Here is a 22,347-nt window from a genome sequence, read left to right as displayed (position 1 = left end):
TTAGCGTTACCAATCGGTTTATGATGAACGGTTGGTTTCAGGTTTCCGTGTCATTTTAGTGAGCTCCAGCTGCCGGTGTCGAAGCAGCTGAGACATTCACCAGGTGCGCGCCGACAAAGTTCCGGACGGCGGCATCCATGGTTCGCCAGTCCCCAAGCTGATTGCTGGAAAAGCGGTAGAGGACGCTCAAATCCTTGCCGAGCTTGACATCTCTCTGACAGTCGCCGCTCGTTGCTGCGGCCGGCGAAGCGGGCATGATACAGCGCACGACGTAGTCCGGTTCACCCGAGCGCGGCGCGGTCAGAAGGATCTCGTTGTTGTAACCGGCATCGGTGCGCAGGCGATGTGCCGTCAGACCATAGGGGGCCGCATAGGGGGCGCCATCCATAATATGGGAATAGATCGGCTCCAGCCTGCCCGACATGTCGCGCGACATCGTGCTCTGGCTGAGCTGCAGGAAAATCAGCGAAGATGACTGCGAGACATCGTCGAAGCGCAGGCGCTCCGGCTCGCTGAATCCCTGCATCTGCGGCCATGTGAGATAGAGATCGACACGCTCGGCCACGCCATCCACGCGCTCGCTCGGAAAGCGGATGGTATTTGCTGCAAGGCGCACCATATCTTCGCCGATCGTCACGGAAACAGGCTTGGTATCCGTTGTGTGGCCGCCCAGGGAGATCCGCTCGCCGAGCCAATGGCCGCCGAGAGAGATGGCGACGGTGAGGGCGGCCAGAACGGCGATGCCTGATGTGAGCCGATAGACGAGGCCGCTCGATATCAGTGGCCGTTCGTCGATCATTGAGGCGGATGACGGAGGAGAAACCATGCCCTTGCCTTCATTTCCTTCCGCCCTGGAGTTCTCGCCGATTCCAGCGATGGCGGATCCGCAGAAGCGTCAGACTTTCGATGAGTCTTGTCGGGAAAATGATTGGCGCCTTCATGGTTAATGAAGCTTTAAAAATATATCGGTCGACGTTCTATTGTCGCCTCGCTTGCGGAACTTCTTCGCGCTCGCCCAGGAAGAGATCCAGCAATAACGAAAAGAGCCGTTCCCGGGACAGTGGGAACGGCTCAGAGGCACCGGCCTGGACAGAAATCAGGGGACAAGACCGGGCCTCTGATCTTGATCGCCGGCGCTAGGCCGCCGACGATCCTGTATTGCGTGTTTACTTCAAGCTACCGACTGCGACGGCGCGGCCATCCTGTATCTTGACCCAGCGGGCCGGGTGCTCGACGGACTGACGCTTGAGGAAGGTATATTCGGTCTCGGACCAGAGCTTCACCTTGTCGCGCATGTTGTCGAGGACGAAATCGCCACGGTCGGTGCGAACCGTCAGAACAGCGTGGCCGTCACCGTTCGGCTGCAGGACGACGGTCATGAGCAGGTCGGAGGGGGAGAAGCCCGCGTCGATCAATTCCTTGCGCTTGAGCAGCGCGAAGTCCTCGCAGTCGCCGGCAGTGGTCGGAATCGCCCACTTTTCTTCGACGCCGTAGAGCTCCATGTCGGTCATCGGCTTGATCGTGGTGTTGACCGTGTAGTTGATCTTCAGGATCGTCTTCCAGCTATCCTGAGTAAGGATGATCGGACCGGCATCGCCACCGGCAAAGGCGCACTCGCGCGGATTCTCCTTGCAGAACTCGTAGTGACCGATCGGAGGAGCGGCGTCGCCGGTGATCGTCATATTGGCGGGTGCGGCCTGAGCGGGGCCGAAGAAGCCGAGAGTGAAGAGTGCCAGCGCGGCGCAACCGCGAAGTACGAATTGAAAGTTCATGTCCCTGTCCCTGCTTATTTTGTTGGGATCAGAATGACACGCATGCTTTTATCTGGCGCAAAATTGCACAGTCAAATTAATGGCTTAGTTGAATCAAATCTGGATCAAACTTTCATAAAACACGCAGAAAACTTGACTCAATTTTTCGGCAAATTCGATTAAAATTTGAATGTTTTCGGTATGTGTTCCCGGACGGAAAAACGGAGAGATGTACTGCTCTAAATGGCTTCTCGCCAATCGGATTCTTAACAACGAAGCAGCTCTTGCGGCCAAGAATCATCCCATACTGAAAGAGGCAATCTGCGCTGGCGCATGGCGGAGCCGGCGAAATCGGCAAATTCACCCTGTCCTGTGCCATTTCGGGAAAAACGGCCGAAAAATATTTTTTGATTTTTATTGTGGGCCGAGCGTGCGCAATGCGTCTGCCGCGCCGACGATGGAAGCGGCCATTTCCGATAGAGCGGGCGAATGGGCCGCGTTGGGAATGACGATCAAATTTGCATCTGGCCATGCCTGTGAAAATTCCCATGCGGTGACGATGGGGGCCTCGAGATCGAGGCGTCCCTGGATCAGTGTGCAGGGGATGCCGGAGAGCCGGTGGAGACCACGCAGGATCTGGTTTTCCTCCAGCCAGGCCAGATGATGAAAATAATGCGTTATGATGCGGGCCCGTGCCGTCAGATAGCGCGGATCGGACCAGCGTGCCGACAGGGTAGCGCGGGGGTCGACCAGGATCGAGGCGGCTTCCCATTCGTGCCAGTCCCTTGCCGCCTTGACATGGATTGCCGGTTCCGGATTGCTCAGGAGACGATAATAGGCGCCTACCAGATCGCCGCCACGATCCTCTGCCGCAGCTGATGCTCGGAATCGCGTCCATTGCTCGGGAAAGAAACTGCCAAGACCGCGATAGAGCCAGTCGATCTCCGACTGCCTTGTCATCGTGATGCCGACGAGGAGCAGGGATAAAACGCGATCCGGATGGGTCTCGGCATAGACGAGGGCAAGCGTGCAGCCCCAGGAATTGCCGAATACGATCCAGCGGTCGATGCCGAGCAAAAGCCTCAGCTGCTCGATATCGGCAACCGAGTGCCATGTCGTATTGTCAGACAGATCAATTCCAGGCTCGGACGCATGCGGGAGACTATTACCGCAACCGCGCTGATCGAACTGGATGATCCTGTAATGCTGCGGATCGAAATAGCGTCGCGTTCCGGCTGAACTCCCCGAGCCGGGCCCGCCATGCAGGACGAGGACGGGCATGCCTGCGGGATTGCCGGACTGCATCCAGAATATCCGCTGGCCGTCACCGACATCCAGCAAGCCCTCGTCGAAAGGAGTTATGTCGGGATAAAGCATCTCGCGGCCACGCATCGCAGACAGGAACAAGCGTCGCTATTTCCCGACGTTGCGTGACAGGCGGATGACGGATCAGAGAAATTCGCGCAAGGTCTCGCGCGACTGCAGCGAAAGGAACTCGATCGCCACGCCTTCCATGAAGTGGCGCACGACGCGGCCGCGCATATTGCCGAGGCGGACCGGAGTGCCGAGGGCGGGCCGCACTTCGACGTCGACGGCAGCTCCGGAAAGCGAAAGGTCCATGATGCGGCAGCTATATACCGTGCCGTCGTCAAGGGTGAGGTCGCTGCGGGTGTTGCGCGGCGTCAGGCGATCGTGGCGGCGATCTTCCGGCAGGCCGAGCTCATGCTTGTTGGCAAGCCAGGTGAGCTGTGCCGCAAGCTTTTCGCGCTTCCGTTCGGTCGCGTTGATCGACATGCTGAAGCCGCGCCCGTCAACGGCGACGACGTGACCTTCGACGCGGCCGAGATGGTCGATATAGGCGATGACACGCTCGTCGGCGCGCGGACGTCCCGCGCAGATGACATACATGTCGCCGGGCGACATTTCCGTTACCAGGCACTCGAACTCTTCATAATTTGCCAGCATGAGACGACCCTGCATATTGATCGGGACCCGCTGAAAGGTCCTTTGATCGCCGCGAGGGGCATTGCCTGCGAATTGATTTGACCGCATCGCTTGGGCCGGCTGGGATGAATGCATGGAAGAGCTTCTTTACCGATTGCGTCCGCTGCAATAACTAGCCGAAACTTCTTAAGGTATTGTTGTCTTTCCTCAAGGTGTAACCTGGGGGCGCAAGCCGATTTTGTCCCGCGGCGGTTCACTCTCGCCGGCATCTTGACCGAGTATTGCAAGATTTAACTTTCTGCGCATCCATTCACCCAAGCGGGTGTTTTCCCGAGGCGCCAGAAGATCGGTCATATCCAGTTGAGGCGATGGTTCGGGGACGCGGACAGGGCGGTCGTAAAGCAGACGGCTGCGGTCGAGCGCAAGAAACTCCAGGCATTCGTTGCCGAGCCAGGGCGCCGGAGCTGCAGGTGTCAGGCAGCCCAGCAATCTGTCGCAGATATCGCTGGAGCTGCGCAAAGGCATCAGCATCATTTCGAAAGCCACGCTGCGGCCGCTGATGCAATAACCGGTCGCCCTGATTACGGCGGGAACGACATGCCTCATTACGCCGGCAGCGATGTGTACCGGGTCCTCCCGCTGGCTGCCGGCCCAGAGGACAGCAAAGTCTTCGCCGCGGATCTCGCGGCCCATGAGATTGCAGATCGTCGTGCCGGCCAGGCGGAAGCGCGGATTGTTGTCGGCCGTATTTTCCAAAATGAACAGCTCCGGGAGAATATGACTGACGGCCGACGGTTGTATCAAACTGCGCAGGGGCGCGTCTGCATTGCCTCGGATCCGCTCCCAGTAAGTAAATATTTCAGCGCTGGTTTTCTGGCACATGGTACGTCGGTGTCCCAATACAGTTCAATTCCGAGGGCGTTCTTTGCCCTCACATTAAGCCCTGCCAGTTTCATGCCAGAACCGGGGCATTAGGGTTAATAGATGGTTTCGATTGCCTTTGGTGGCGGCAAATGAAAGAAATTACTCATCACTTCACCAAGTGACCTTCAGCACGAACTTAGAGGGCGCGGGACCGGCTCATCAGGCCAATCCCGAAGAGAAGCGCCCGATACGCCGCCCGTCATCCGGGCGGCTTTTTTTTTGAGTTTCGCTGCGCTATGTGTCGAGCACATCTAAAGAAAAGCAGAGCAACACATGGACGATGAACAGCCGCCGCGCCAAGAGCCGAAAGATCCGCGGCCGCAGCGCGTTCCGGCCTTCAATCTGCCGCCGATCATTCTCGCCAGCCTCGCGGTGCTGGTTGCCGTCTTCGCGCTTATGAACGTGCCGTCATGGTCGGACGATAGGCTGAACTGGATCTACTTCACCTTCAGCTTCATGCCTGCCCGCTACGCATTTCCGCTGGCGCAGCAGGGCCTCGAATGGCTCTGGACGCCTGTCACCTATTCGCTGCTGCATGGCGGCGTCGAGCATATCGTCTTCAACAGCCTTTGGCTGATGGTGTTTGCGGCGCCGGTGGCCCGACGCATCGGGGCCGTACGCTATGTGATATTCTGGATTCTCTCTTCCGCCGCTTCAGCTTTCATGCACGCGGCCCTCTTCTGGGGCGATCAAACTTTGTTGATCGGCGCGTCCGGGGTCGTGTCGGCGCTGATGGGTGCCGCCTGCCGCTTCGCCTTTCCCGTCGCCGACGGACGCCGGATTTCCATGCGGGAGGCGCATCTCAATCCGCGCCTTGGCATTCTCGGCGCGCTGCGCAGCCGCACGGTCGTTGTCTATATCGTCATGTGGATTGCGGGTAATGCGCTCGTCGCCTTCGGCATCACACTTGCCGGCGACAGCTCGCAGCCCGTCGCCTGGGATGCCCATATTGGCGGCTTTCTCTTCGGTTTTCTGCTCTTTGCGCTGTTTGATCGGCAGCCGCGCATGGAAGAGCAAGAAGCTGCTCCATTGGACGAATGAAGCTGTTGCTTTCTCGCTGACACAAGCGCACGATTGCTATCCGTCGGTCGCGGAACAGAGGAGATCGACTCGACCGACGGGCAAAGCGCCGGTTTGAGCTCCGGGGGTAATTTCGGAACATATCGGATGCTTCAAGTGTTCACATGCTTTCGAGATGGGAGGATCGAATGTCAGTTTCCGTGAAGGCCATACTTGATGCCAAAGGCCGCGACGTCGTTACCGCCGGAGGGAATACGACGGTTGCCGAGGCCGCCAAGATACTCAATCAGAAACGCATCGGCGCGATTGTCGTCGTCGGCATGAACGGCAAGATTTCCGGCATCTTCACCGAGCGGGATATCGTCAATGCCGTTGCCAAGCATGGCTCGGAATCCCTCGATAAACCGATCGCGTCGCTCATGACCGCGAAAGTTCAGCGCTGCAAGGAAGACACCACGACAGACGAGCTGATGGGGCTGATGACGTCGGGTCGCTTCCGCCACGTTCCCGTCGAAGAAAAGGGCAAGCTTACCGGCATCATCTCGATCGGCGACGTCGTCAAATGGCGCATCCGCGAGATCGAACTCGAGACCGAGCAGATCAAGGCCTATATTGCCGGCTGACGGACGATCGGGCGGAGTTCGAGCAATCGATCCGGTGGGTCGATTGCAACGACGTACGCCTGAACTCAAAGCAAGGGACGGAACATCCGGCTTGTAGAGCCTCTCACGTCCAGAGCGGAGAGGGGCTCAATTCGATTGCGGCCCTCAAGCACACCTCTTACCGCGCATAGGCTTCCTGCATGCGGCGGATTTCGGTCAACCTCGCCGAAGCCTCCTCATAGCCGCGCTCTATCGCTTCGCCGGCACGATGAAATTCCGAGAGACCGACATCGCTCAGGCGTGGATTCAGCGCCAGGTCGGGCGGATCGCCGGCAAGGCGCGCGCGCGCAATTCTATCCTGTATGATGTTGAAAGCCTGCACCATCACGCCGGTCATGCCGAGTTTCGTGGCCGGCGTATCGTCGCGACGTTGATGATCGCCGTTGGGAGGGCTGACATTGTGTTTAATCACGGCGGACCTGCCGTAGAGGTCGTAATGCAGGTTTACGGCAACCACCAGCGGCTGCTCATATGTGCGGCACACGGAAACCGGAACGGGATTGACCAGAGCGCCATCGACCAGCGTTCGTCCGTTGGAGCGCACCGGCTCGAAAATGCCGGGCAGGGCGTAGGAAGCGCGCAATGCCGTGATCAGCGATCCATTGGCGATCCATACTTCGTGACCGGTGGTCAGCTCAGAAGCAACGGCGACGAACGGGTGCTCCAGATCCTCGATCGACAGGCCTTCAAGATGCTCCTGCATACGCTTGGTCAGCCGCATGCCGCCGAACAGACCGCTGCCGCCGATGGTCAGATCAAGAAGGCTCGCGATACGGCGCATGGTCAGCGAACGGGCGAAGGCCTCCAGTTCGTCGAGTTTGCCGGCGAGATAGCAGCCGCCCACCAGCGCACCGATCGACGTGCCTGCGATCATGCCAACGGTTATGCCCGCCTCGTCCAGGGCGCGCAACACGCCAATATGCGCCCATCCGCGCGCCGCGCCGCCGCCGAGCGCCAGCGCGATCTTGACCCGTTTGGGAGGAGCTGGAGCGAGAAGCGGTGTGGATGTATCTTGCGAGGTGCTCAAACCGGTCGAGTTCTGGCCGCCGTTAAGACGATTCAACCCCCAATTCAGCATTTAAAGCCTCCTCCGAGGCCCCCTGTGCCTCTTGCTAAAATACTGTCCCTTTTTCGTTTCCAAATCGTATACTGGTTGAAGCTTGCTGGCGCGTTTTCGCCGATAGGTCTACTGCTTGTAGACTTCTTCCGGGTCAAAATGCAGGTGTTCGTCGACCACGCTCAACACCGGCTTTCCATCTTCCAGCTGAACAGTGCGATAGAAGCAGGAACGGCGCCCAGTGTGACACGTTGCGTCGTGTCCCGCGACCTGTACTTTGAGCCAGATTGCATCCTGATCACAATCGGTACGGATCTCCTTCACCGTTTGGAGGTTTCCGGAGGTTTCACCCTTCTTCCAAAGTTTTCCGCGAGAGCGGCTGAAATAGTGAGCCGTGCCGGTCTTGATCGTCAAAGCCAGCGCTTCCGCGTTCATGTGCGCGACCATCAGGAGCTCGCCGTCATGCGCATCGGTCACGATCGCGGTGATCAGGCCGCGGTCATCGAAGCGCGGCGTGAAATCGCCGGCGTCCTCAAGCTCGGATTTATCCTCTGAAGGCGCATTGAAAATCAGATTCATTTCAGGCTCTTTCGTTGAAGCCCGGTTAGCGACCCCGGACCAAAGACATGAAACGGGCCTGTTCGGCGGCATCGGCCTTGAAGGCACCCGTGAAGGTCATCGTCAGCGTCGTGGAACCCTGCTTCTGCACGCCGCGCATGGCCATGCACATATGCTCTGCCTCGATCATGACGGCAACGCCGCGCGGGCGCAGCGTGTCGTCGATCGCGTTGGCAATCTGCGCCGTCATGGCTTCCTGCGTCTGCAGGCGGCGGCCGAAGATATCGACGACGCGGGCGATCTTGGAGAGACCGAGTACGCGGCCGTTCGGCAGATAGCCGACATGGGCCTTGCCGATGATCGGCACCATGTGGTGCTCGCAATGAGAGAAAAACGGAATGTCGCGCACAAGCACGATGTCGTCATAGCCGGACACTTCTTCGAAGGTGCGGCCAAGAACATCCTCGGGGTTCAGGTCGTAGCCGCCGAAAAGCTCGCGATAGGCCTTGGCGACGCGCGCAGGCGTATCAAGCAGCCCCTCGCGCTGCGGATCGTCGCCAGCCCAGCGAAGCAGAACGCGGACGGCGTCTTCGGCTTCTTTCTGCGACGGACGATCGGAATCAACGACTTGCGGAAAGTTCTTTACAATGGCGTCCATTACCTGTGGATCTCCTGACCCGCTACGCGGATATCATCTTATCGGACTCGCCACTGGCATTCCCCGAGGTGCGGAGATTTTGTACCTTTGGCGGGCTCCGGGGCGTTCTGGCTGGCGGACAAGCCTGCCGTCCTGCACGGTTTCCCATCAAACTTACAGAAGACCATTGCATTTCTATGGTCTTCGAACGACATACATATAGTATGGCATTGTCCCTGTGAAAGTGTCCTAAACGGACACGCTGTGTTTTTTGTTACGAAACACTGACGGGTGCATCGGAGCAAAATCTGTGATGGACGACATCTACAACAGCAAAATTTTGGAGTTTGCCGGCAATATCGGCCGCATCGGCAGTCTTCCTGACGCCGATGCCAGTGCCCAGGCCCATTCCAGACTGTGCGGTTCTCGCGTAAAAATCTGGCTGAAAATGGACGGCGATGTCGTGACCGATTTTGCCCATGACGTCAAGGCCTGCGCGCTCGGTCAGGCCTCATCGTCGATCATGGCCCGCCACGTCGTCGGCGCTTCGGCGGAAGAAGTGCGCAAGGCCAGGGAAGATATGCTTGCCATGCTCAAGGCGGACGGCGAGGGGCCGGACGGCCGGTTCGAGGATATGCGTTATCTGAAGCCCGTCCGGGACTACAAGGCGCGGCACGCCTCGACCATGCTGACCTTCGATGCCGTCGTGGATGCGATCGGGCAGATCGAGGCGGCGCGTCAAGGCGGAAATGCCAAAACGGCCGAAACCGTCTGAGCGGGCGCTGACCATGTGCCAATTCTGTCTCATGCAGGATGACGATGAAGACGAGGGCGGTGCGGCCCCATCCAATCGAGCGCGGCGCGACACGTCGCCGGCTGGAGACAGGGTGGTGAAATCGCGCAACTATTCCGGCGCCTTCCGCAAGACACCGGACCGGCTTTTCGGCATGGGCCTCATTCGCCTGTATCAACTCACGCTTTCCGGCTTCGTCGGCAATTCCTGCCGCCATATCCCGACCTGTTCGGAATATGGCTATGAGGCTGTCGCTCGCCACGGGCTCTGGGCCGGTGGCTGGATGACGCTGTTTCGCGTCGCGCGCTGCGGACCCGGCGGCACGAGCGGGCTCGATCCGGTGCCTGGCGAGCTGGAGCCACGCTATCATTGGTGGACGCCCTGGCGCTATTTCCGCCTCGGACAGAAGGCAGCCTGATCCGCATGGCCGTCTACGTGGCGCTGCTTTACAGCATCGTGCTTAGTGCCGGGCGCAGGGTCGTGATGGCCGATCTCAAGGCGATGGCACAGGGGCTTGGCTTTCGAAACGTGCGGACGCTCGTTGCCACCGGCAATCTGGTTTTCGAAGCGGATGCTCAGCCGATCGCGTCGATCGAGGGGCAGCTCGAAGCCGGGTTTGCGACAGCTTTCGGCAAGCATGTCGATATCATCGCCCGCGATGCGGAGACGTGGCTGAGACTCGCCGACGGCAATCCCTTTCTCGACGGTATCGGCAGCGAAGTCATCATTCGCGTCATGCGCCAGCCGCTTGAACCCGAAGTTCTCGACATTTTTGCGAAGTATCGGCAGAAGAGCGAACGCATGGCCGTCGTCGACGGCGACCTCTGGATTGATTTCGGCCTGAAGGCCAGCGAGACGAAACTGCTACCCGCACTGACGACAAAACGGCTCGGCATCGGAACGATGCGGAATTGGAACACCGTGCGCGGTTTGGCCGACATGATCGGCCGTTAGCGCCGCTTTTCCTTTACTAAATAGCGAAATGCGGCTATCAGGCGCGCGGACATAAGTAAGCAATTACTTGGTCCGTATTTACGAAACCACCCGCATTCGTTGGCGGGACTGGACAAGGAGAATTTCGATGTCCCAATCTGTTTCCCTGACATTTCCCGATGGTTCCGTGCGCAGCTTCGCTGCCGGCACGACCGGTCGCGATGTCGCCGAATCCATTTCCAAGTCGCTTGCCAAGAAGGCCGTCGCCATTGCCATCGACGGCACCGTGCGTGATCTTTCCGATCCGGTGGCTGACGGCAAGATCGAGATCATCACCCGCACGGACGACCGCGCGCTGGAACTGATCCGCCATGACACCGCCCATGTTCTCGCCGAAGCCGTACAGGAACTTTGGCCGGGAACGCAGGTGACGATCGGCCCGGTCATCGAAAACGGCTTCTATTACGACTTCGCCAAGAACGAGCCCTTCACTCCCGATGACCTTCCCGTCATCGAGAAGCGGATGCGCGAGATCATTCAGCGCAACAAGCCGTTCACCAAGGAAATCTGGTCGCGCGAGAAGGCGAAGGAAGTCTTTGCCGCCAAGGGCGAGAATTATAAGGTCGAGCTGGTCGATGCCATTTCGGAAGGCCAGGATCTGAAGATCTATTACCAGGGCGATTGGTTCGACCTCTGCCGTGGCCCGCACATGGCCTCGACGGGCCAGATTGGCAATGCCTTCAAGCTGATGAAGGTTGCCGGCGCCTATTGGCGTGGCGACAGCAACAACCCGATGCTGACCCGCATCTACGGCACGGCGTTCGCCGAGCAGGCGGATCTGGACAACTATCTGCACATTCTTGCCGAAGCCGAAAAGCGCGATCATCGCCGTCTCGGCCGCGAAATGGACCTGTTCCATTTCCAGGAAGAAGGCCCCGGCGTCGTCTTCTGGCACGGCAAGGGCTGGCGCATGTTCCAGACGCTGGTGTCCTACATGCGCCGACGGTTGCAGGGCGATTATCAGGAAGTCAACGCGCCGCAGGTGCTCGACAAGTCGCTTTGGGAGACTTCGGGTCACTGGGGCTGGTATCGCGACAATATGTTCAAGGTCACCGTTGCCGGCGACGATACGGATGACGATCGCGTCTTCGCGCTGAAGCCGATGAACTGCCCCGGCCACATCCAGATCTTCAAGCATGGCTTGAAGTCCTACCGCGAACTGCCGATCCGCCTTGCGGAATTCGGTGCGGTCCATCGTTACGAGCCCTCGGGCGCGTTGCATGGCCTGATGCGCGTGCGCGGCTTCACGCAGGACGACGCTCATATCTTCTGCACCGACGAGCAGATGGCGGCCGAGTGCCTGAAGATCAACGATCTCATCCTGTCGGTCTATGAGGACTTTGGCTTCAAGGAAATCGTCGTCAAGCTCTCGACCCGCCCGGACAAGCGTGTCGGCTCGGACGAACTCTGGGATCGCGCCGAAAGCGTGATGATGGATGTGCTGAAGACCATCGAGGCGCAGTCCGAAGGACGCATCAAGACCGGCATTCTGCCGGGCGAGGGCGCGTTCTACGGGCCGAAGTTCGAATATACGCTCAAGGACGCCATCGGCCGTGAATGGCAGTGCGGCACGACGCAGGTCGACTTCAACCTGCCGGAACGCTTCGGTGCGTTCTACATCGACCAGCATTCGGAAAAGACTCAACCGGTCATGATCCACCGCGCCATCTGCGGCTCGATGGAACGCTTCCTCGGCATTCTGATCGAGAATTTCGCCGGCCATATGCCGCTTTGGGTCTCGCCGCTGCAGGTGGTCGTCGCGACAATTACGTCTGAAGCCGATGCTTATGGCGAAGAAGTAGCCGAAGCGCTGCGCGATGCAGGCCTCGATGTCGAGACCGACTTCCGCAACGAGAAAATCAACTACAAGATCCGCGAGCATTCGGTGACGAAGGTTCCGGTGATCATCGTTTGCGGCAAGAAGGAAGCAGAAGAGCGTTCGGTCAATATCCGCCGCCTCGGCAGCCAGTCGCAGACCTCGATGTCGCTTGACGAGGCGATCGCATCGCTTTCGCTCGAGGCGACCGCGCCCGATATTCTGCGCAAGCGGGAAACACGGCGCTCCAAGGCCGCTTAAGTGCGAAAATCATTTCTGACGGCACCTTCAGGGTGTCGTCAGAGAACTGACATAGAACTTTCATATACTTGATAAATCAAAGCGTTGCTGCGGCCGTCAGATGTGGCGCGGCGAAACGATAGGAGCGGGGCAGCCCGTCGCGCATTTGGATTTCAAAGAACTATCCTACGCCAATGAACGGGATCCGCGCATCAAACGCTGGTTCATCCGCTCCATCGAAGGCCTGTCCGGCCGCGACCGTTATGCCAGGCTCTATGACATCTGGCGCACGGATATCATCGGCAAGAGCGATCGCGTCTTCGGCAAGATGCTCGATCTCATCGATGTTCGTCTGCTCGCCAAGGGCGAGTGGCCCTTACGGCAAGTTCCGGACGCGCCGATCGTCATCGTCGCCAATCATCCCTACGGCATTGGCGATGGGATCGCGGTGCTGGCGCTTGCCGAACAGCTCGGCCGCCCTTTCAAGGTGCTGATCAACAACGAATTGTTGAAGGTGCCGGAGATGAACGATTATTCGCTTCCCGTTTCCTTCGAGGAAACCAAGGAAGCGATGGCGATCAACATGAAGACGCGCCACGAGGCCGTTCGCCTCCTCAAGGAAGGCACGACCATCATCGTCTTTCCCGCCGGCGGCGTCGCAACCGCCAAGAAGGGTTTCGGCCGCGCCGAAGACCTCCCGTGGAAGATATTTCCGGCCAAGCTCATCCAGGCGGCGCGCGCGAGCGTCATTCCCATCTATTTCGAGGGGCAGAACGGCCGCCTGTTCCATCTGGCGAGCCGCATCTCGATGACGCTGCGGATATCGCTATTGATCCGCGAGTTCCGGCGCCTTTCGGGGAGCACGATCACGGCGCATATCGGTGCATTGATGAGCTGGGAATCGCTTAGCGAAGGCAACGACCGCAAGGACCTGCTCTCGAAACTCTATAGTGCCGTCTTCTCGATGGCGCCACCACGGAAAATGCTGCGCCGAAGGGCAGGGTGAGAAGCCCGAGCTCATGAGGCAACCATAGCCGCAGAGAAGCGGACCGGAGCATCAATCCATGCTGTCGCCTTCGCTGCCGCCGGTGGGTGCCAGCTGTTCGTAGGTCGGAAGCGGCTGCTGAGTGGTTGTCGCCGGTTGCGCCTGCGGATTTTGCGTTTGCCGCATCTGCGGCATCTGGAGCGGAAGCTGCTGGGCCGGCTGCCGGTTGTCGACATCCAACGGCTGCTGCTGCTTCATCAGCACTTCCACATCGGTATTCATGCCTGCCGCCACCGTGAAATCGCGCTGATAGATCTTGTCCTTGTTGCGAGCAACGGCGGTATAGCGGCCTTCCGCAAGCACCATGGTCGGAAAGGCACTGACGCTTTCCCCGACGATATCGCCGGCAGAGGTCAGGATCGACCAGGCAGTATCGGCGATCGCCTCACTGCCGGCGTCGGACACCAGTTTGAAGGTGATTTTTGCCGCCCTGTGCTGGATGGTTGCCTCCGTTACCTTGCCGGCTTCCACCTGGATATCGGCACGGATGACGGCGTTGACGTCGCCATATTCGGAAACGATATGGTAGGTGCCGGCACTGAGGCCGACCAGGGTGTTCGGCTTGACATCGTCCATGACGAGACCGCGTTCGCCGTCTTCCTTGGCTTCGCTCGAATAGATCGAGAAGCTCAGCTCATCGAGCGGGATGCGGACATCGGGTCCGGATACGGCATTCAAAACCATACCGCCGGCATCGAGGACCATCGTCTGCTTCTGGGGATCGGCGGTTGCCGAGACGCTCAGCTTCTTGGTGACGCCGGCGCGGCCGAAGGAGACGTTGACGAAATAATCGCCGGGCATGAGATGGAAGGAGGCGGAGCCGCCCTTCGAGCTTGCGACCAGCGGTAGTTTGCCGTCGGCGCCGGCCATCGGGCTGAAGACATACCAGGACAGGCCCTGCTGCTGCGGACCGCTTTGGGGAGACAGCTTGGCTTCGAGCGAAACGTCACGCAAGTTGCGGGAGGCGGAGTTTTCGCCATCGGGCGCCGCGAAGGCATTGAGCTTCGGCATCTTCACGCTGCCGTCGAGCTGCTTGAACTCCTTGAACGCTTCCTGTGCCGAGGCGGTCGTGCCAAGGCAGCCGACAATAGCGAAAACCACGCTCAACCGACGAGCGGATGAAATGCCTGACATGGGTTCCGAACCGATTGACTTCCGATAAGACACACGCCACTTCAAAACCAACGCGGTGGCAAATTCAAGACCCACATCCTTCTATCTGTAAAATGAAAGCAATCACTCCATGAAAACCGATATCAAGCTCATCGATTATCTCGCGGTGCGCCGATCCATTCCTGCATTTCAGATGGCAGAGCCAGGCCCGGATAAGGCCGAGATCGAAGAGATTATCCGATTGGCCTCGCGGGTGCCCGATCACGGCAAGCTCGCCCCCTGGCGTTTCATCGTCTACCGCGGCGAGGAGCGCGTGCGCCTCGGCGAGGAATTGCTGAAGCTTGCATTGGAGGCAAAGCCCGATCTGTCGGAAGAGATGATCCAGGTGGAGCGTACGCGCTTCACGCGCGCGCCAGTTGTGATCGCCGTGGTCAGCAAGGCAGCGCCGCACGTCAAGATTCCGGAATGGGAGCAATTGATGTCGGCAGGCGCGCTTTGCCTCAACCTGCTGATCGCCGCGAATGCTTATGGCTGGGTATCAAACTGGCTGACCGAATGGTTTGCCTATGACGAGCGCGCCTATCCGTTGCTCGGCGTTGCGCCGGGCGAGAAGGTCGCCGGCTTCATCCATGTCGGCTCATCGAGCTTCCCGCCCGTAGAGCGCCCGCGCCCGGAACTGGCCGAAACGGTAACCTGGGTCGGTGGCGGGGACGCGTGATGTTCTACTCGACCGACACCGATGCTCATGGCCTTGCGCATGATCCGTTCAAGGCGATCGTCGCGCCGAGGCCGATCGGCTGGATCGGCAGCAAGGGCAGGGACGGTTCGCTGAACCTGTCCCCCTATTCCTTCTTCAATGCGGTCAGCGACCGGCCGAAGCTGGTGATGTTTTCGTCTTCGGGCCGCAAGGACAGCGTGCGCAATGTCGAGGAGACCGGCGTATTCACCGCCAGCTTCGTGAGCCGCAATCTCGTTGAGAAGATGAACCATTCATCGATTGCCGCGCCATATGGCGTCAACGAATTCGAGCTGGCCGGGTTGACGGCTGCGCCGGCCAGGCTGATCGACGCACCCTATGTCGGCGAGGCCTTCGCGGTACTCGAATGCGGTGTGACCGATATTTTCCAGCCCAAGGGTCTCGATGGCCAGGCTTCCGAGAACTTCATGGTCATCGGCCAGGTCGTCGGTATCCATATCGACGAGGCGATCATCCATGATGGCAGGCTCGATATGGCGCTTGCGAGGCCGGTCGCACGCATGGGCTATATGGACTATAGCGAAGGCAGCGATGTCTTCGAAATGATGCGGCCCAAAGCTCCCTGACAATCACCATTGTTTTTCAGGGGTTAACGAACACGGTAAACGACCCGTAAACCTTTGCCCGATAACGTTGGCAGTATGAGTTCGCGGGGCGGGAATCGCCCCGCCGATATCGGGGCGTTACGTGATCATAGAAGCATTCCTCCGTTGGGCCGAGACCGCAAAGGCAGAGAACCGAGCAAGAGCGGCCAATGCGCTTGGCCGTGCCTATCTGCAGTCGGATATGCCGAAGGAGGAGCGCCTGGCCGCCGAGATGGCGATGACCTATCTGCTCGACGATCCATCGCCACGCGTACGGCTTTCTCTCGCCGAAGCGGTCGCCCGTTCGCCCGAGGCCCCGCGCAATGTGATTCTGTCCCTTGCCGAGGACCAGCCCGAAATTGCGGGACAGATCATCCTGCTTTCACCTGTCTTCACCGACGCCGATCTCGTAGACCTTGCATTGCATGGCAGTGACGTCACACGGATCTTGATTGCGTCGCGCGGGCAGGTGCCGCGCGTGGTTTGTGCAGCGCTCGCCGAGATCGGTGGGGAAACCGAGATATCGTGCCTTCTCGAAAATGATGGGGCATTGCTTTCGCAGGCCTCATTGAAGCGCATCGCCGAGCGCCTCGGTGACTGTGCAGACATACGCGGCCTCCTCCTGTCCCGCGATACCTTGTCTTCCGACACTCGGCAGCTATTGATGCGCCGGGTCAGCGAGGCATTGTCGGGATCGGACCTCATCCAGAGCGTGATTGGTGCGGGCAGGTTGCAGCAGGTGACACGCGAAGCTACCGAATCTGCAACGGTCGCCATCGCCGGTTCGGCGCCACACGAGCAGCTGCCGGAGCTGGTGGAACATTTGCGGCAATGCGGCTGGCTGACACCCGCTTTCCTGATGCATGCGCTCTGCTCCGGCAAGGTCGATTTCTTTGCCTGTGCCATCACCAATCTTTCCGGCTACGGCGAAAGGCGTGTGCGCTCCATCATATCTCGGGGCCGCATCTATGCCATTCGAGCGCTTTACGAGAGCATCGGTCTATCCAGGGACATCAGTACGGTATTCGTGGAGGCTACGCTGGTCTGGCGCGACGCGTCACGCCTCAACAGCGAGGCCATGCTGGAGAATGTCTGCTCCCGTCTGATGCGCAAGTTCCGCCTGAAAGAGCAGCCTGCCGCTGCCACGCAATTGCTTGACATGGTGGAGAAGCTCGCGAACACCGAACGGCGGCACGCGGCCAGGAACTTCGCCGCACTGGCGACCCTTGCTGCCGCGTGATATCCAGCGACAGGCCTGTTTCAGAGGTGTGTCTTGTCGCTGCGTATCACTGTTGAATCTCCCCGCCAGAATGGCGTCGTCCGTCTTCTCGATATGTCGGACGCCTATGCGGCATCGCTCTATCCGCCGCAGAGCAACCACATGCTCGATCTGGCTTCGCTGGAAAAGCCGGGCGTGACCTTTTGGGTAGCCCGGATCGAGGGCAATATCGTCGGATGTTGTGCCCTGGTGGAAGCGGGCGATGGCACTGCCGAGATCAAGCGCATGTTCGTCGACCCCGCTGCCAGGGGGCGCAGCGTTGCGCGCAAGCTGATGGAAACGATCGAAGCGACGGCGCTCGAAAAGCGGCTTGCAGCGATCCGGCTGGAAACGGGCATCTATCAGCCTGAAGCCATCAGCCTTTACAAAAGGTTCGGTTACGTCGAAATCCCGGCTTTCGGCAGCTATCAGCCGGATCCGCTCAGCCTGTTCATGGAAAAACGGCCGACACAGGCATAGGCGGCAGATTATTTCTTGGCGCTATCCTGAAGCTGCAGCTGCAACTCCGGTTCCTGCGCCGGCTGCTCTTCGGTCAATTCGGCTTCGCGAATCCATTCGCGCCAGATGGCGACGATGATTGCCATCAGCACGGGTCCAATGAAGAGGCCGAGGAAACCCATGGTTTTCACGCCGCCGACCAGGCCAAAGAAGGTCGGCAGGAACGGCAGCTTGATGGGGCCGCCCACAAGTTTGGGACGAAGCGTTTTGTCGACGATGAATAGTTCGATCGTGCCCCAGAGGAAAAGGGCAATGCCTTCCCAAAGCGAGCCGCTGGCGATGAGGTAGATCGACACCAGCGACATGGACAGCGGAGCTCCACCCGGCACGAGGGCCATGACGCCCGTGAGGACGCCGAGCGTAATCGCCGAGGGGGCACCGGCCAGCCAATAGGCGACGCCGAGTACTATGCCTTCGCCGATGGCGATCAGCGTCATGCCCATGACCGTCGAACTGATTGTCGCCGGCACGACGCGGGAGATGCGTTCCCAGCGGTTCGGAAGGATGCGTTCGCCGAGCAGATCGACCTGGCGCACGAATGTCGAGCCGTCGCGATAGATGAAGAACAGCGCGATCAGCATGAACAGCAGGGTCAGCACGACGTGAAACGCATTGCCGCCGGCCGCAAGCACCGCCCTGTAGATATTGCCGATATGCGCGCCGCTCACGATCTGGGCCAACTCGCCAAGAGAGCCGGGGCTACCGACATACTGCACCCATTGTTCGCCAAGCCATGAGCCGACGACGGGCAGAGCCAAAATCCACTGGGGCGGCGGCGCACCGTCACGATTGACATGCACGGCCCAGGCGAACCAATCCCGCACTTCGCCGGCCATATAAAGCGCCGAAAGGACGATCGGCAGCACAAGGAAGGTGACGATGAACGCAATGGCTATGCTTGCCGCAAGCGTCGTGTTTCCGCCGGTGCGGCGGACGAGATCGCTAAAAAGCGGCCAGGTGGCGAAACCGATGACCGCGGCGGCCAAAACCGGAACGAGAAAGCCATAGAAGAAGTAGATGCCGGCGACGGCAATCAAAATGAGGAGCCAGCGGGCGGCAGAGATGGATGGAATAAGCGGCATGCGCGCATGCGCGCTCGGCCCGAGCCAACGATGCTCCTTCAGCTTTTGACGTTCAAAAACACCCACCAGACTTACTTCGCCCCACATTACTAGACCACCCGTTTATGGGGTATGATCTAGGCTCTTTCAAGGGCATCGCCCCGAAAGCTTCTCTATTCCGCCGCCGTGACAATAACACGACTGCTTGACAAATAAGAACAAGGTCTCAGGCAGGTCGACGGATTACCTTGAATGCGAAGAATTGAGTCTTTTGCGTCGGATTGAAGTTGTTGTCGGCGACCAGGATCAATACATCGGTGCCGTCCTTTGCCTTGCCGAAAGTAATGCCTTCGATGTTATCCGGTTCAAGACCGAGAGCCCGCAGATCCATGACCTGCGTCTTGCGCACCGGCACGATCCGTTGATCTGTCTTGGCCAGGGAAGGGATGTTGGAAACATCTGTGGCGCCATCAAGATCGAACATGCTGATGACAATCGAACTGCCGACCCCCTGGGCGTAACCGCGTTCGATCGACAGCAGACGGCGATCATCAAGCGCCATGATCTCGGACAGGCCGAAATCGTTCCATCCGGTCGCCGTCGACGGCGCCTGCGGGATGGGCGAAATCGGGTAGACATATTGCGCCTTCTGCTCGCCGGTCGCCACGTCATAGCGGATGAGGCGGGCAAGCGAGCCGCCGGTCAGCGTCGTGGTAGGCCCATCCTGATAGAGCGCGGATTCCGTGCCGACGATCAGATCGCCGCCGGGGAGAAATGCCAGGCCTTCAAAGGCGAGATTGTCGCGAATACCTGTGCTCTTGTCGGCGGTGGGAGCAAACCCCGCCGGCAGCGCGAACTCGCGCATGAAACCGCCGTCGCGACTGGCGATCCGCACGAAGGGCGGCAACAATGCCTTGCCGTCGCCTTCGCTGGTCCAATAGATGCCGTCCCTGCCGAGACGGATGGATTCGCCATCGACTTTCTTGATCGCAAAAGGCTGGCCGTCCTTGTCCTTCAACGTGACATGATCGAGAATCGTAACGCCCTTCAGGCCGCTGGCGCCAACATCGATGTCGAGATTGTAGAAGCGGGCCGGGGCTTTTTCGGAACGATCGTCGCTGATGGAAACATAACGGCCGTTGGACGGATCAAATTCGATACCGGAGAGACCGCCGACTTCCACTCCGTTCTCCGTGAAGCCCGTGGGAATATCGTAGCTACCCAGATAGGAAAGGCTGATGCCCGCCTTGCAATCGCCAAACGGGCAGGGAACGTCGATCGTCGTTCCGATATCCATCGCTTGGGCGGCATGGCCAAAAAGGAGAACAGCGGCAGTCGTCAGAAATGGTTTCAACATGGCGAAATCGTCAACCCGGATAGTGAAATGGCGGCATCGAGAGCAATGCCGCCATCTACACATTCATCCATGACGCCTTCGTAACGGATATCGGATAATCCGGTAAAATATCGCGAATTCCGCCGGTCGCAGCAATCGACGGTTGGTCCGCCGTCAGATATCCAGATCGTCGGCGAAGGCTGCCCGTTCCTGAATGAAACGGAAGCGAGCGTCTGCCTTGGTGCCCATTAGATTGTCGACGGCATCGCGCGTGCCCTCGAAATCCACTTCGTCGATCTCGACACGCAGCAGAGTGCGCTTGGCCGGATCCATCGTCGTTTCCTTGAGCTGGCCCGGCAGCATTTCGCCAAGACCTTTGAAGCGGCTGATCTCGACCTTGCCTTTGCCCTTGAACTCGGTCTGCATCAGCTCCTGCCGGTGGGCGTCATCGCGGGCATAGATGGATTTCGAGCCCTGCGTGATCTTGTAGAGCGGCGGCACTGCCAGGAAGAGATGACCCTGGCGGATCAGCTCCGGCATCTCCTGATAGAAGAAGGTGATGAGCAGCGAGGCGATATGGGCGCCGTCGACGTCGGCATCGGTCATGACGACGATGCGCTGATAACGGAGATCTTCCTCGCGGTATTTCGTGCGCGTGCCGCAGCCGAGTGCCTGGACGAGGTCGGTGATCTGCTGGTTGGCGGAGAGTTTTTCGCGGCCGGCGCTGGCGACGTTGAGGATCTTGCCGCGCAGCGGCAGGATTGCCTGATTGGTGCGGTTTCGCGCCTGCTTGGCCGAGCCACCTGCCGAATCGCCCTCGACGAGGAAGAGTTCGGCGCCTTCGGCAGCACTCTGCGAGCAATCCGCCAGCTTGCCGGGCAGGCGCAGCTTGCGCACGGCGGTCTTACGGTTGACTTCCTTTTCCTTGCGGCGGCGCATGCGCTCGTCGGAACGCTCGATCACCCATTCCAGCAGCTTTTCGGCTTCGGCCGGATTGTCGGTAAGATAGTGATCGAAGGGATCGCGCAACGTGTTCTCGACGAGGCGCTGGGCTTCGACCGTCGCCAGCTTGTCCTTGGTCTGGCCGACGAATTCCGGCTCGCGAATAAAGATCGACAACATGCCGACGCCCGAAATCATCACGTCGTCGGTCGTGATATTGGCGGCGCGCTTGTTCTGGGTGAGGTCGGCGTAGTTCTTCAGGCCCTTGGTGAGCGCGATGCGGAATCCGGCCTCGTGCGTGCCGCCTTCAGGCGTCGGGATGGTATTGCAATAGGAGTGGATCTGCGGGTCGCCGCCATACCAGGTAATCGCCCATTCGAGCGAGCCGTGGCCGCTTTCCTTCTCCGACTTGCCGGCAAAGATCTCGCGCGTGACGGTGAACTCGTTGCCCATCGTCGCCTTGAGGTAATCCTTCAGGCCGCCGGGGAAGTGAAACACCGCCTTTTCGGGAACATCGGCACCTTCGGGCGCCAGCTTGGGATCGCAGCTCCAGCGGATCTCGACGCCGCCGAACAGATAGGCCTTGGAGCGGGCCATGCGGAAGACGCGGGCCGGCTCGAAACGGGCGTGGTCGCCGAAGATCTGCGGATCGGGATGGAAGCGCACGCGCGTGCCGCGGCGGTTATGCACATCGCCCAGCTCTTCCAGGCCCCCGACCGGCAGGCCGCGCGAAAAGCGCTGGCGATAGAGCTTGCGGTTGCGCGCGACTTCGACTTCCAGATCGTCCGACAGCGCGTTGACGACGGAGACGCCGACGCCGTGCAGACCGCCCGACGTCTCGTAGGCCTTGCCGTCGAATTTGCCGCCGGCGTGCAGCTTGGTCATGATGACTTCGAGCGTCGACTTGCCGGGCACCTGCGGATGGTTTTCCACAGGAATGCCGCGGCCGTTATCCGTAACGGTCAGATATCCCTGCCGATCGAGATAGACCTCGATGAAATTGGCATGGCCGGCCACGGCTTCGTCCATGGCGTTGTCGATGACTTCGGCGAAGAGGTGGTGCAGCGCCTTTTCGTCCGTGCCGCCGATATACATGCCGGGGCGCATGCGGACAGGCTCGAGCCCTTCCAGAACGCGGATCGAGCTTGCGCCATATTCTTCCGCGGAAGATGTCGCCGGTGCTGCGCGCGGCGCCGGTGCGGGCTTTTCAACCTTCACATCGGGCTTTTCCGCTGCCTCCGGCTTCGGCGGGCGAGGTAGTCCGGAGAAGAGATCGTTGCTGTTGTCCATAGAATTTCAAGCTGCTCAGATTTGTTCTGGTGGGGCCAGACCCCTTT

23 protein-coding genes are annotated in these 22,347 nt (G+C 59.5%); 11 read left to right on the top strand and 12 right to left on the bottom strand.

From position 1 onward, the window contains the following. Positions 1–55: 55 nt before the first annotated feature. The 5 genes from RHSP_RS22085 to RHSP_RS22065 all read right to left on the bottom strand — a co-directional run bounded on the left by RHSP_RS22085 (position 56) and on the right by RHSP_RS22065 (position 4,577). Complete coding sequence (locus RHSP_RS22085; RefSeq protein WP_004123301.1) at positions 56–826, bottom strand: hypothetical protein; 771 nt, start codon at positions 824–826, stop codon at positions 56–58. A gap of 340 nt (positions 827–1,166) precedes the next feature. Next, positions 1,167–1,772: a transglutaminase-like cysteine peptidase gene (locus RHSP_RS22080; RefSeq protein ID WP_004123299.1), complete on the bottom strand. Its 606-nt coding sequence runs from the start codon at positions 1,770–1,772 to the stop codon at positions 1,167–1,169. A 393-nt stretch (positions 1,773–2,165) separates the two neighbouring features. Next, the gene (gene pip, locus RHSP_RS22075; RefSeq protein ID WP_200863289.1) at positions 2,166–3,128 is read right to left on the bottom strand and encodes a prolyl aminopeptidase; all 963 of its coding nucleotides are present in this window, start codon (positions 3,126–3,128) and stop codon (positions 2,166–2,168) included. A gap of 72 nt (positions 3,129–3,200) precedes the next feature. Beyond that, on the bottom strand, positions 3,201–3,830 hold the full coding sequence (locus RHSP_RS22070; RefSeq protein ID WP_004123294.1) for a PilZ domain-containing protein: 630 nt from the start codon (positions 3,828–3,830) through the stop codon (positions 3,201–3,203). A gap of 72 nt (positions 3,831–3,902) precedes the next feature. Continuing rightward, the gene (locus RHSP_RS22065) at positions 3,903–4,577 is read right to left on the bottom strand and encodes a PAS domain-containing protein (RefSeq protein ID WP_081615345.1); all 675 of its coding nucleotides are present in this window, start codon (positions 4,575–4,577) and stop codon (positions 3,903–3,905) included. 315 nt (positions 4,578–4,892) lie between these two features. Here RHSP_RS22065 and RHSP_RS22060 point away from each other — a divergent pair, with 315 nt between their 5' ends. Together RHSP_RS22060 and RHSP_RS22055 are read left to right on the top strand one after the other, a co-directional pair. Further along, complete coding sequence (locus tag RHSP_RS22060) at positions 4,893–5,660, top strand: rhomboid family intramembrane serine protease (RefSeq protein ID WP_004123289.1); 768 nt, start codon at positions 4,893–4,895, stop codon at positions 5,658–5,660. 167 nt (positions 5,661–5,827) lie between these two features. Beyond that, on the top strand, positions 5,828–6,262 hold the full coding sequence (locus RHSP_RS22055; RefSeq protein WP_004123286.1) for a CBS domain-containing protein: 435 nt from the start codon (positions 5,828–5,830) through the stop codon (positions 6,260–6,262). A 157-nt stretch (positions 6,263–6,419) separates the two neighbouring features. Here the strand turns inward: RHSP_RS22055 and RHSP_RS22050 are convergent, their stop codons facing one another. From RHSP_RS22050 to folE, 3 genes are all read right to left on the bottom strand, one after another. Further along, the gene (locus RHSP_RS22050) at positions 6,420–7,379 is read right to left on the bottom strand and encodes a patatin-like phospholipase family protein (RefSeq protein WP_037153772.1); all 960 of its coding nucleotides are present in this window, start codon (positions 7,377–7,379) and stop codon (positions 6,420–6,422) included. A 108-nt stretch (positions 7,380–7,487) separates the two neighbouring features. After that, a complete protein-coding gene (hisI, locus tag RHSP_RS22045) occupies positions 7,488–7,937 on the bottom strand; it encodes a phosphoribosyl-AMP cyclohydrolase (protein ID WP_037153769.1) in 450 nt (149 codons plus the stop codon). Positions 7,938–7,962: 25 nt separating this feature from the next. Continuing rightward, positions 7,963–8,574: a GTP cyclohydrolase I FolE gene (gene folE, locus RHSP_RS22040; RefSeq protein ID WP_004123280.1), complete on the bottom strand. Its 612-nt coding sequence runs from the start codon at positions 8,572–8,574 to the stop codon at positions 7,963–7,965. A gap of 289 nt (positions 8,575–8,863) precedes the next feature. Here folE and RHSP_RS22035 point away from each other — a divergent pair, with 289 nt between their 5' ends. From RHSP_RS22035 to RHSP_RS22015, 5 genes are all read left to right on the top strand, one after another. After that, entirely contained in the window at positions 8,864–9,328 is a 465-nt protein-coding gene (locus RHSP_RS22035; protein ID WP_086005373.1) for an iron-sulfur cluster assembly scaffold protein, read from the top strand. Between the two features lie 13 nt (positions 9,329–9,341). Then, positions 9,342–9,764: a membrane protein insertion efficiency factor YidD gene (gene yidD, locus RHSP_RS22030; RefSeq protein ID WP_004123275.1), complete on the top strand. Its 423-nt coding sequence runs from the start codon at positions 9,342–9,344 to the stop codon at positions 9,762–9,764. Between the two features lie 5 nt (positions 9,765–9,769). Next, positions 9,770–10,300, top strand: a complete 531-nt coding sequence (locus RHSP_RS22025) for a DUF1697 domain-containing protein (RefSeq protein ID WP_004123273.1) — start codon at positions 9,770–9,772, stop codon at positions 10,298–10,300. A gap of 127 nt (positions 10,301–10,427) precedes the next feature. Continuing rightward, positions 10,428–12,416: a threonine--tRNA ligase gene (gene thrS / locus RHSP_RS22020; RefSeq protein WP_004123271.1), complete on the top strand. Its 1,989-nt coding sequence runs from the start codon at positions 10,428–10,430 to the stop codon at positions 12,414–12,416. Positions 12,417–12,561: 145 nt separating this feature from the next. Then, positions 12,562–13,401, top strand: a complete 840-nt coding sequence (locus RHSP_RS22015; protein ID WP_037153791.1) for a lysophospholipid acyltransferase family protein — start codon at positions 12,562–12,564, stop codon at positions 13,399–13,401. Between the two features lie 51 nt (positions 13,402–13,452). Here the strand turns inward: RHSP_RS22015 and RHSP_RS22010 are convergent, their stop codons facing one another. Beyond that, positions 13,453–14,574, bottom strand: coding sequence for a hypothetical protein (locus tag RHSP_RS22010; RefSeq protein ID WP_037153766.1), 1,122 nt, complete (start codon positions 14,572–14,574; stop codon positions 13,453–13,455). 109 nt (positions 14,575–14,683) lie between these two features. Between RHSP_RS22010 and RHSP_RS22005 the strand changes: the two genes are divergently transcribed. The 4 genes from RHSP_RS22005 (at position 14,684) to RHSP_RS21990 (ending at position 17,632) form a co-directional block, all read left to right on the top strand. Beyond that, positions 14,684–15,271 carry a nitroreductase family protein gene (locus tag RHSP_RS22005; RefSeq protein WP_004123261.1) on the top strand — a complete coding sequence of 196 codons (588 nt, stop codon included), beginning with the start codon at positions 14,684–14,686 and terminating at the stop codon, positions 15,269–15,271. Continuing rightward, positions 15,271–15,876 (top strand): flavin reductase family protein, encoded by a 606-nt coding sequence (locus RHSP_RS22000; protein ID WP_004123258.1) that lies wholly within the window; start codon positions 15,271–15,273, stop codon positions 15,874–15,876. The genes RHSP_RS22005 and RHSP_RS22000 overlap by 1 nt, the downstream gene beginning before the upstream one ends. Positions 15,877–15,982: 106 nt before the next feature. Then, on the top strand, positions 15,983–17,134 hold the full coding sequence (locus RHSP_RS21995) for a DUF2336 domain-containing protein (RefSeq protein ID WP_037153763.1): 1,152 nt from the start codon (positions 15,983–15,985) through the stop codon (positions 17,132–17,134). 33 nt (positions 17,135–17,167) lie between these two features. Next, positions 17,168–17,632: a GNAT family N-acetyltransferase gene (locus RHSP_RS21990; protein WP_004123251.1), complete on the top strand. Its 465-nt coding sequence runs from the start codon at positions 17,168–17,170 to the stop codon at positions 17,630–17,632. Between the two features lie 8 nt (positions 17,633–17,640). Here RHSP_RS21990 and RHSP_RS21985 read toward each other — a convergent pair whose 3' ends face one another. The 3 genes from RHSP_RS21985 to parE all read right to left on the bottom strand — a co-directional run bounded on the left by RHSP_RS21985 (position 17,641) and on the right by parE (position 22,300). Continuing rightward, positions 17,641–18,819, bottom strand: coding sequence for an AI-2E family transporter (locus RHSP_RS21985; RefSeq protein ID WP_037153760.1), 1,179 nt, complete (start codon positions 18,817–18,819; stop codon positions 17,641–17,643). 139 nt (positions 18,820–18,958) lie between these two features. After that, positions 18,959–20,089 carry an esterase-like activity of phytase family protein gene (locus tag RHSP_RS21980; RefSeq protein ID WP_037153757.1) on the bottom strand — a complete coding sequence of 377 codons (1,131 nt, stop codon included), beginning with the start codon at positions 20,087–20,089 and terminating at the stop codon, positions 18,959–18,961. Positions 20,090–20,242: 153 nt separating this feature from the next. Beyond that, the gene (gene parE / locus RHSP_RS21975) at positions 20,243–22,300 is read right to left on the bottom strand and encodes a DNA topoisomerase IV subunit B (RefSeq protein WP_004123242.1); all 2,058 of its coding nucleotides are present in this window, start codon (positions 22,298–22,300) and stop codon (positions 20,243–20,245) included. Positions 22,301–22,347: the final 47 nt, after the last annotated feature.

The sequence above is a fragment of the Rhizobium freirei PRF 81 genome, assembly GCF_000359745.1.
In the GTDB taxonomy this organism is placed as follows: Bacteria; Pseudomonadota; Alphaproteobacteria; order Rhizobiales; family Rhizobiaceae; genus Rhizobium; species Rhizobium freirei.
Note: the sequence above shows the minus strand (reverse complement) of the source record. Positions and strands in the feature narration are given on the sequence as shown.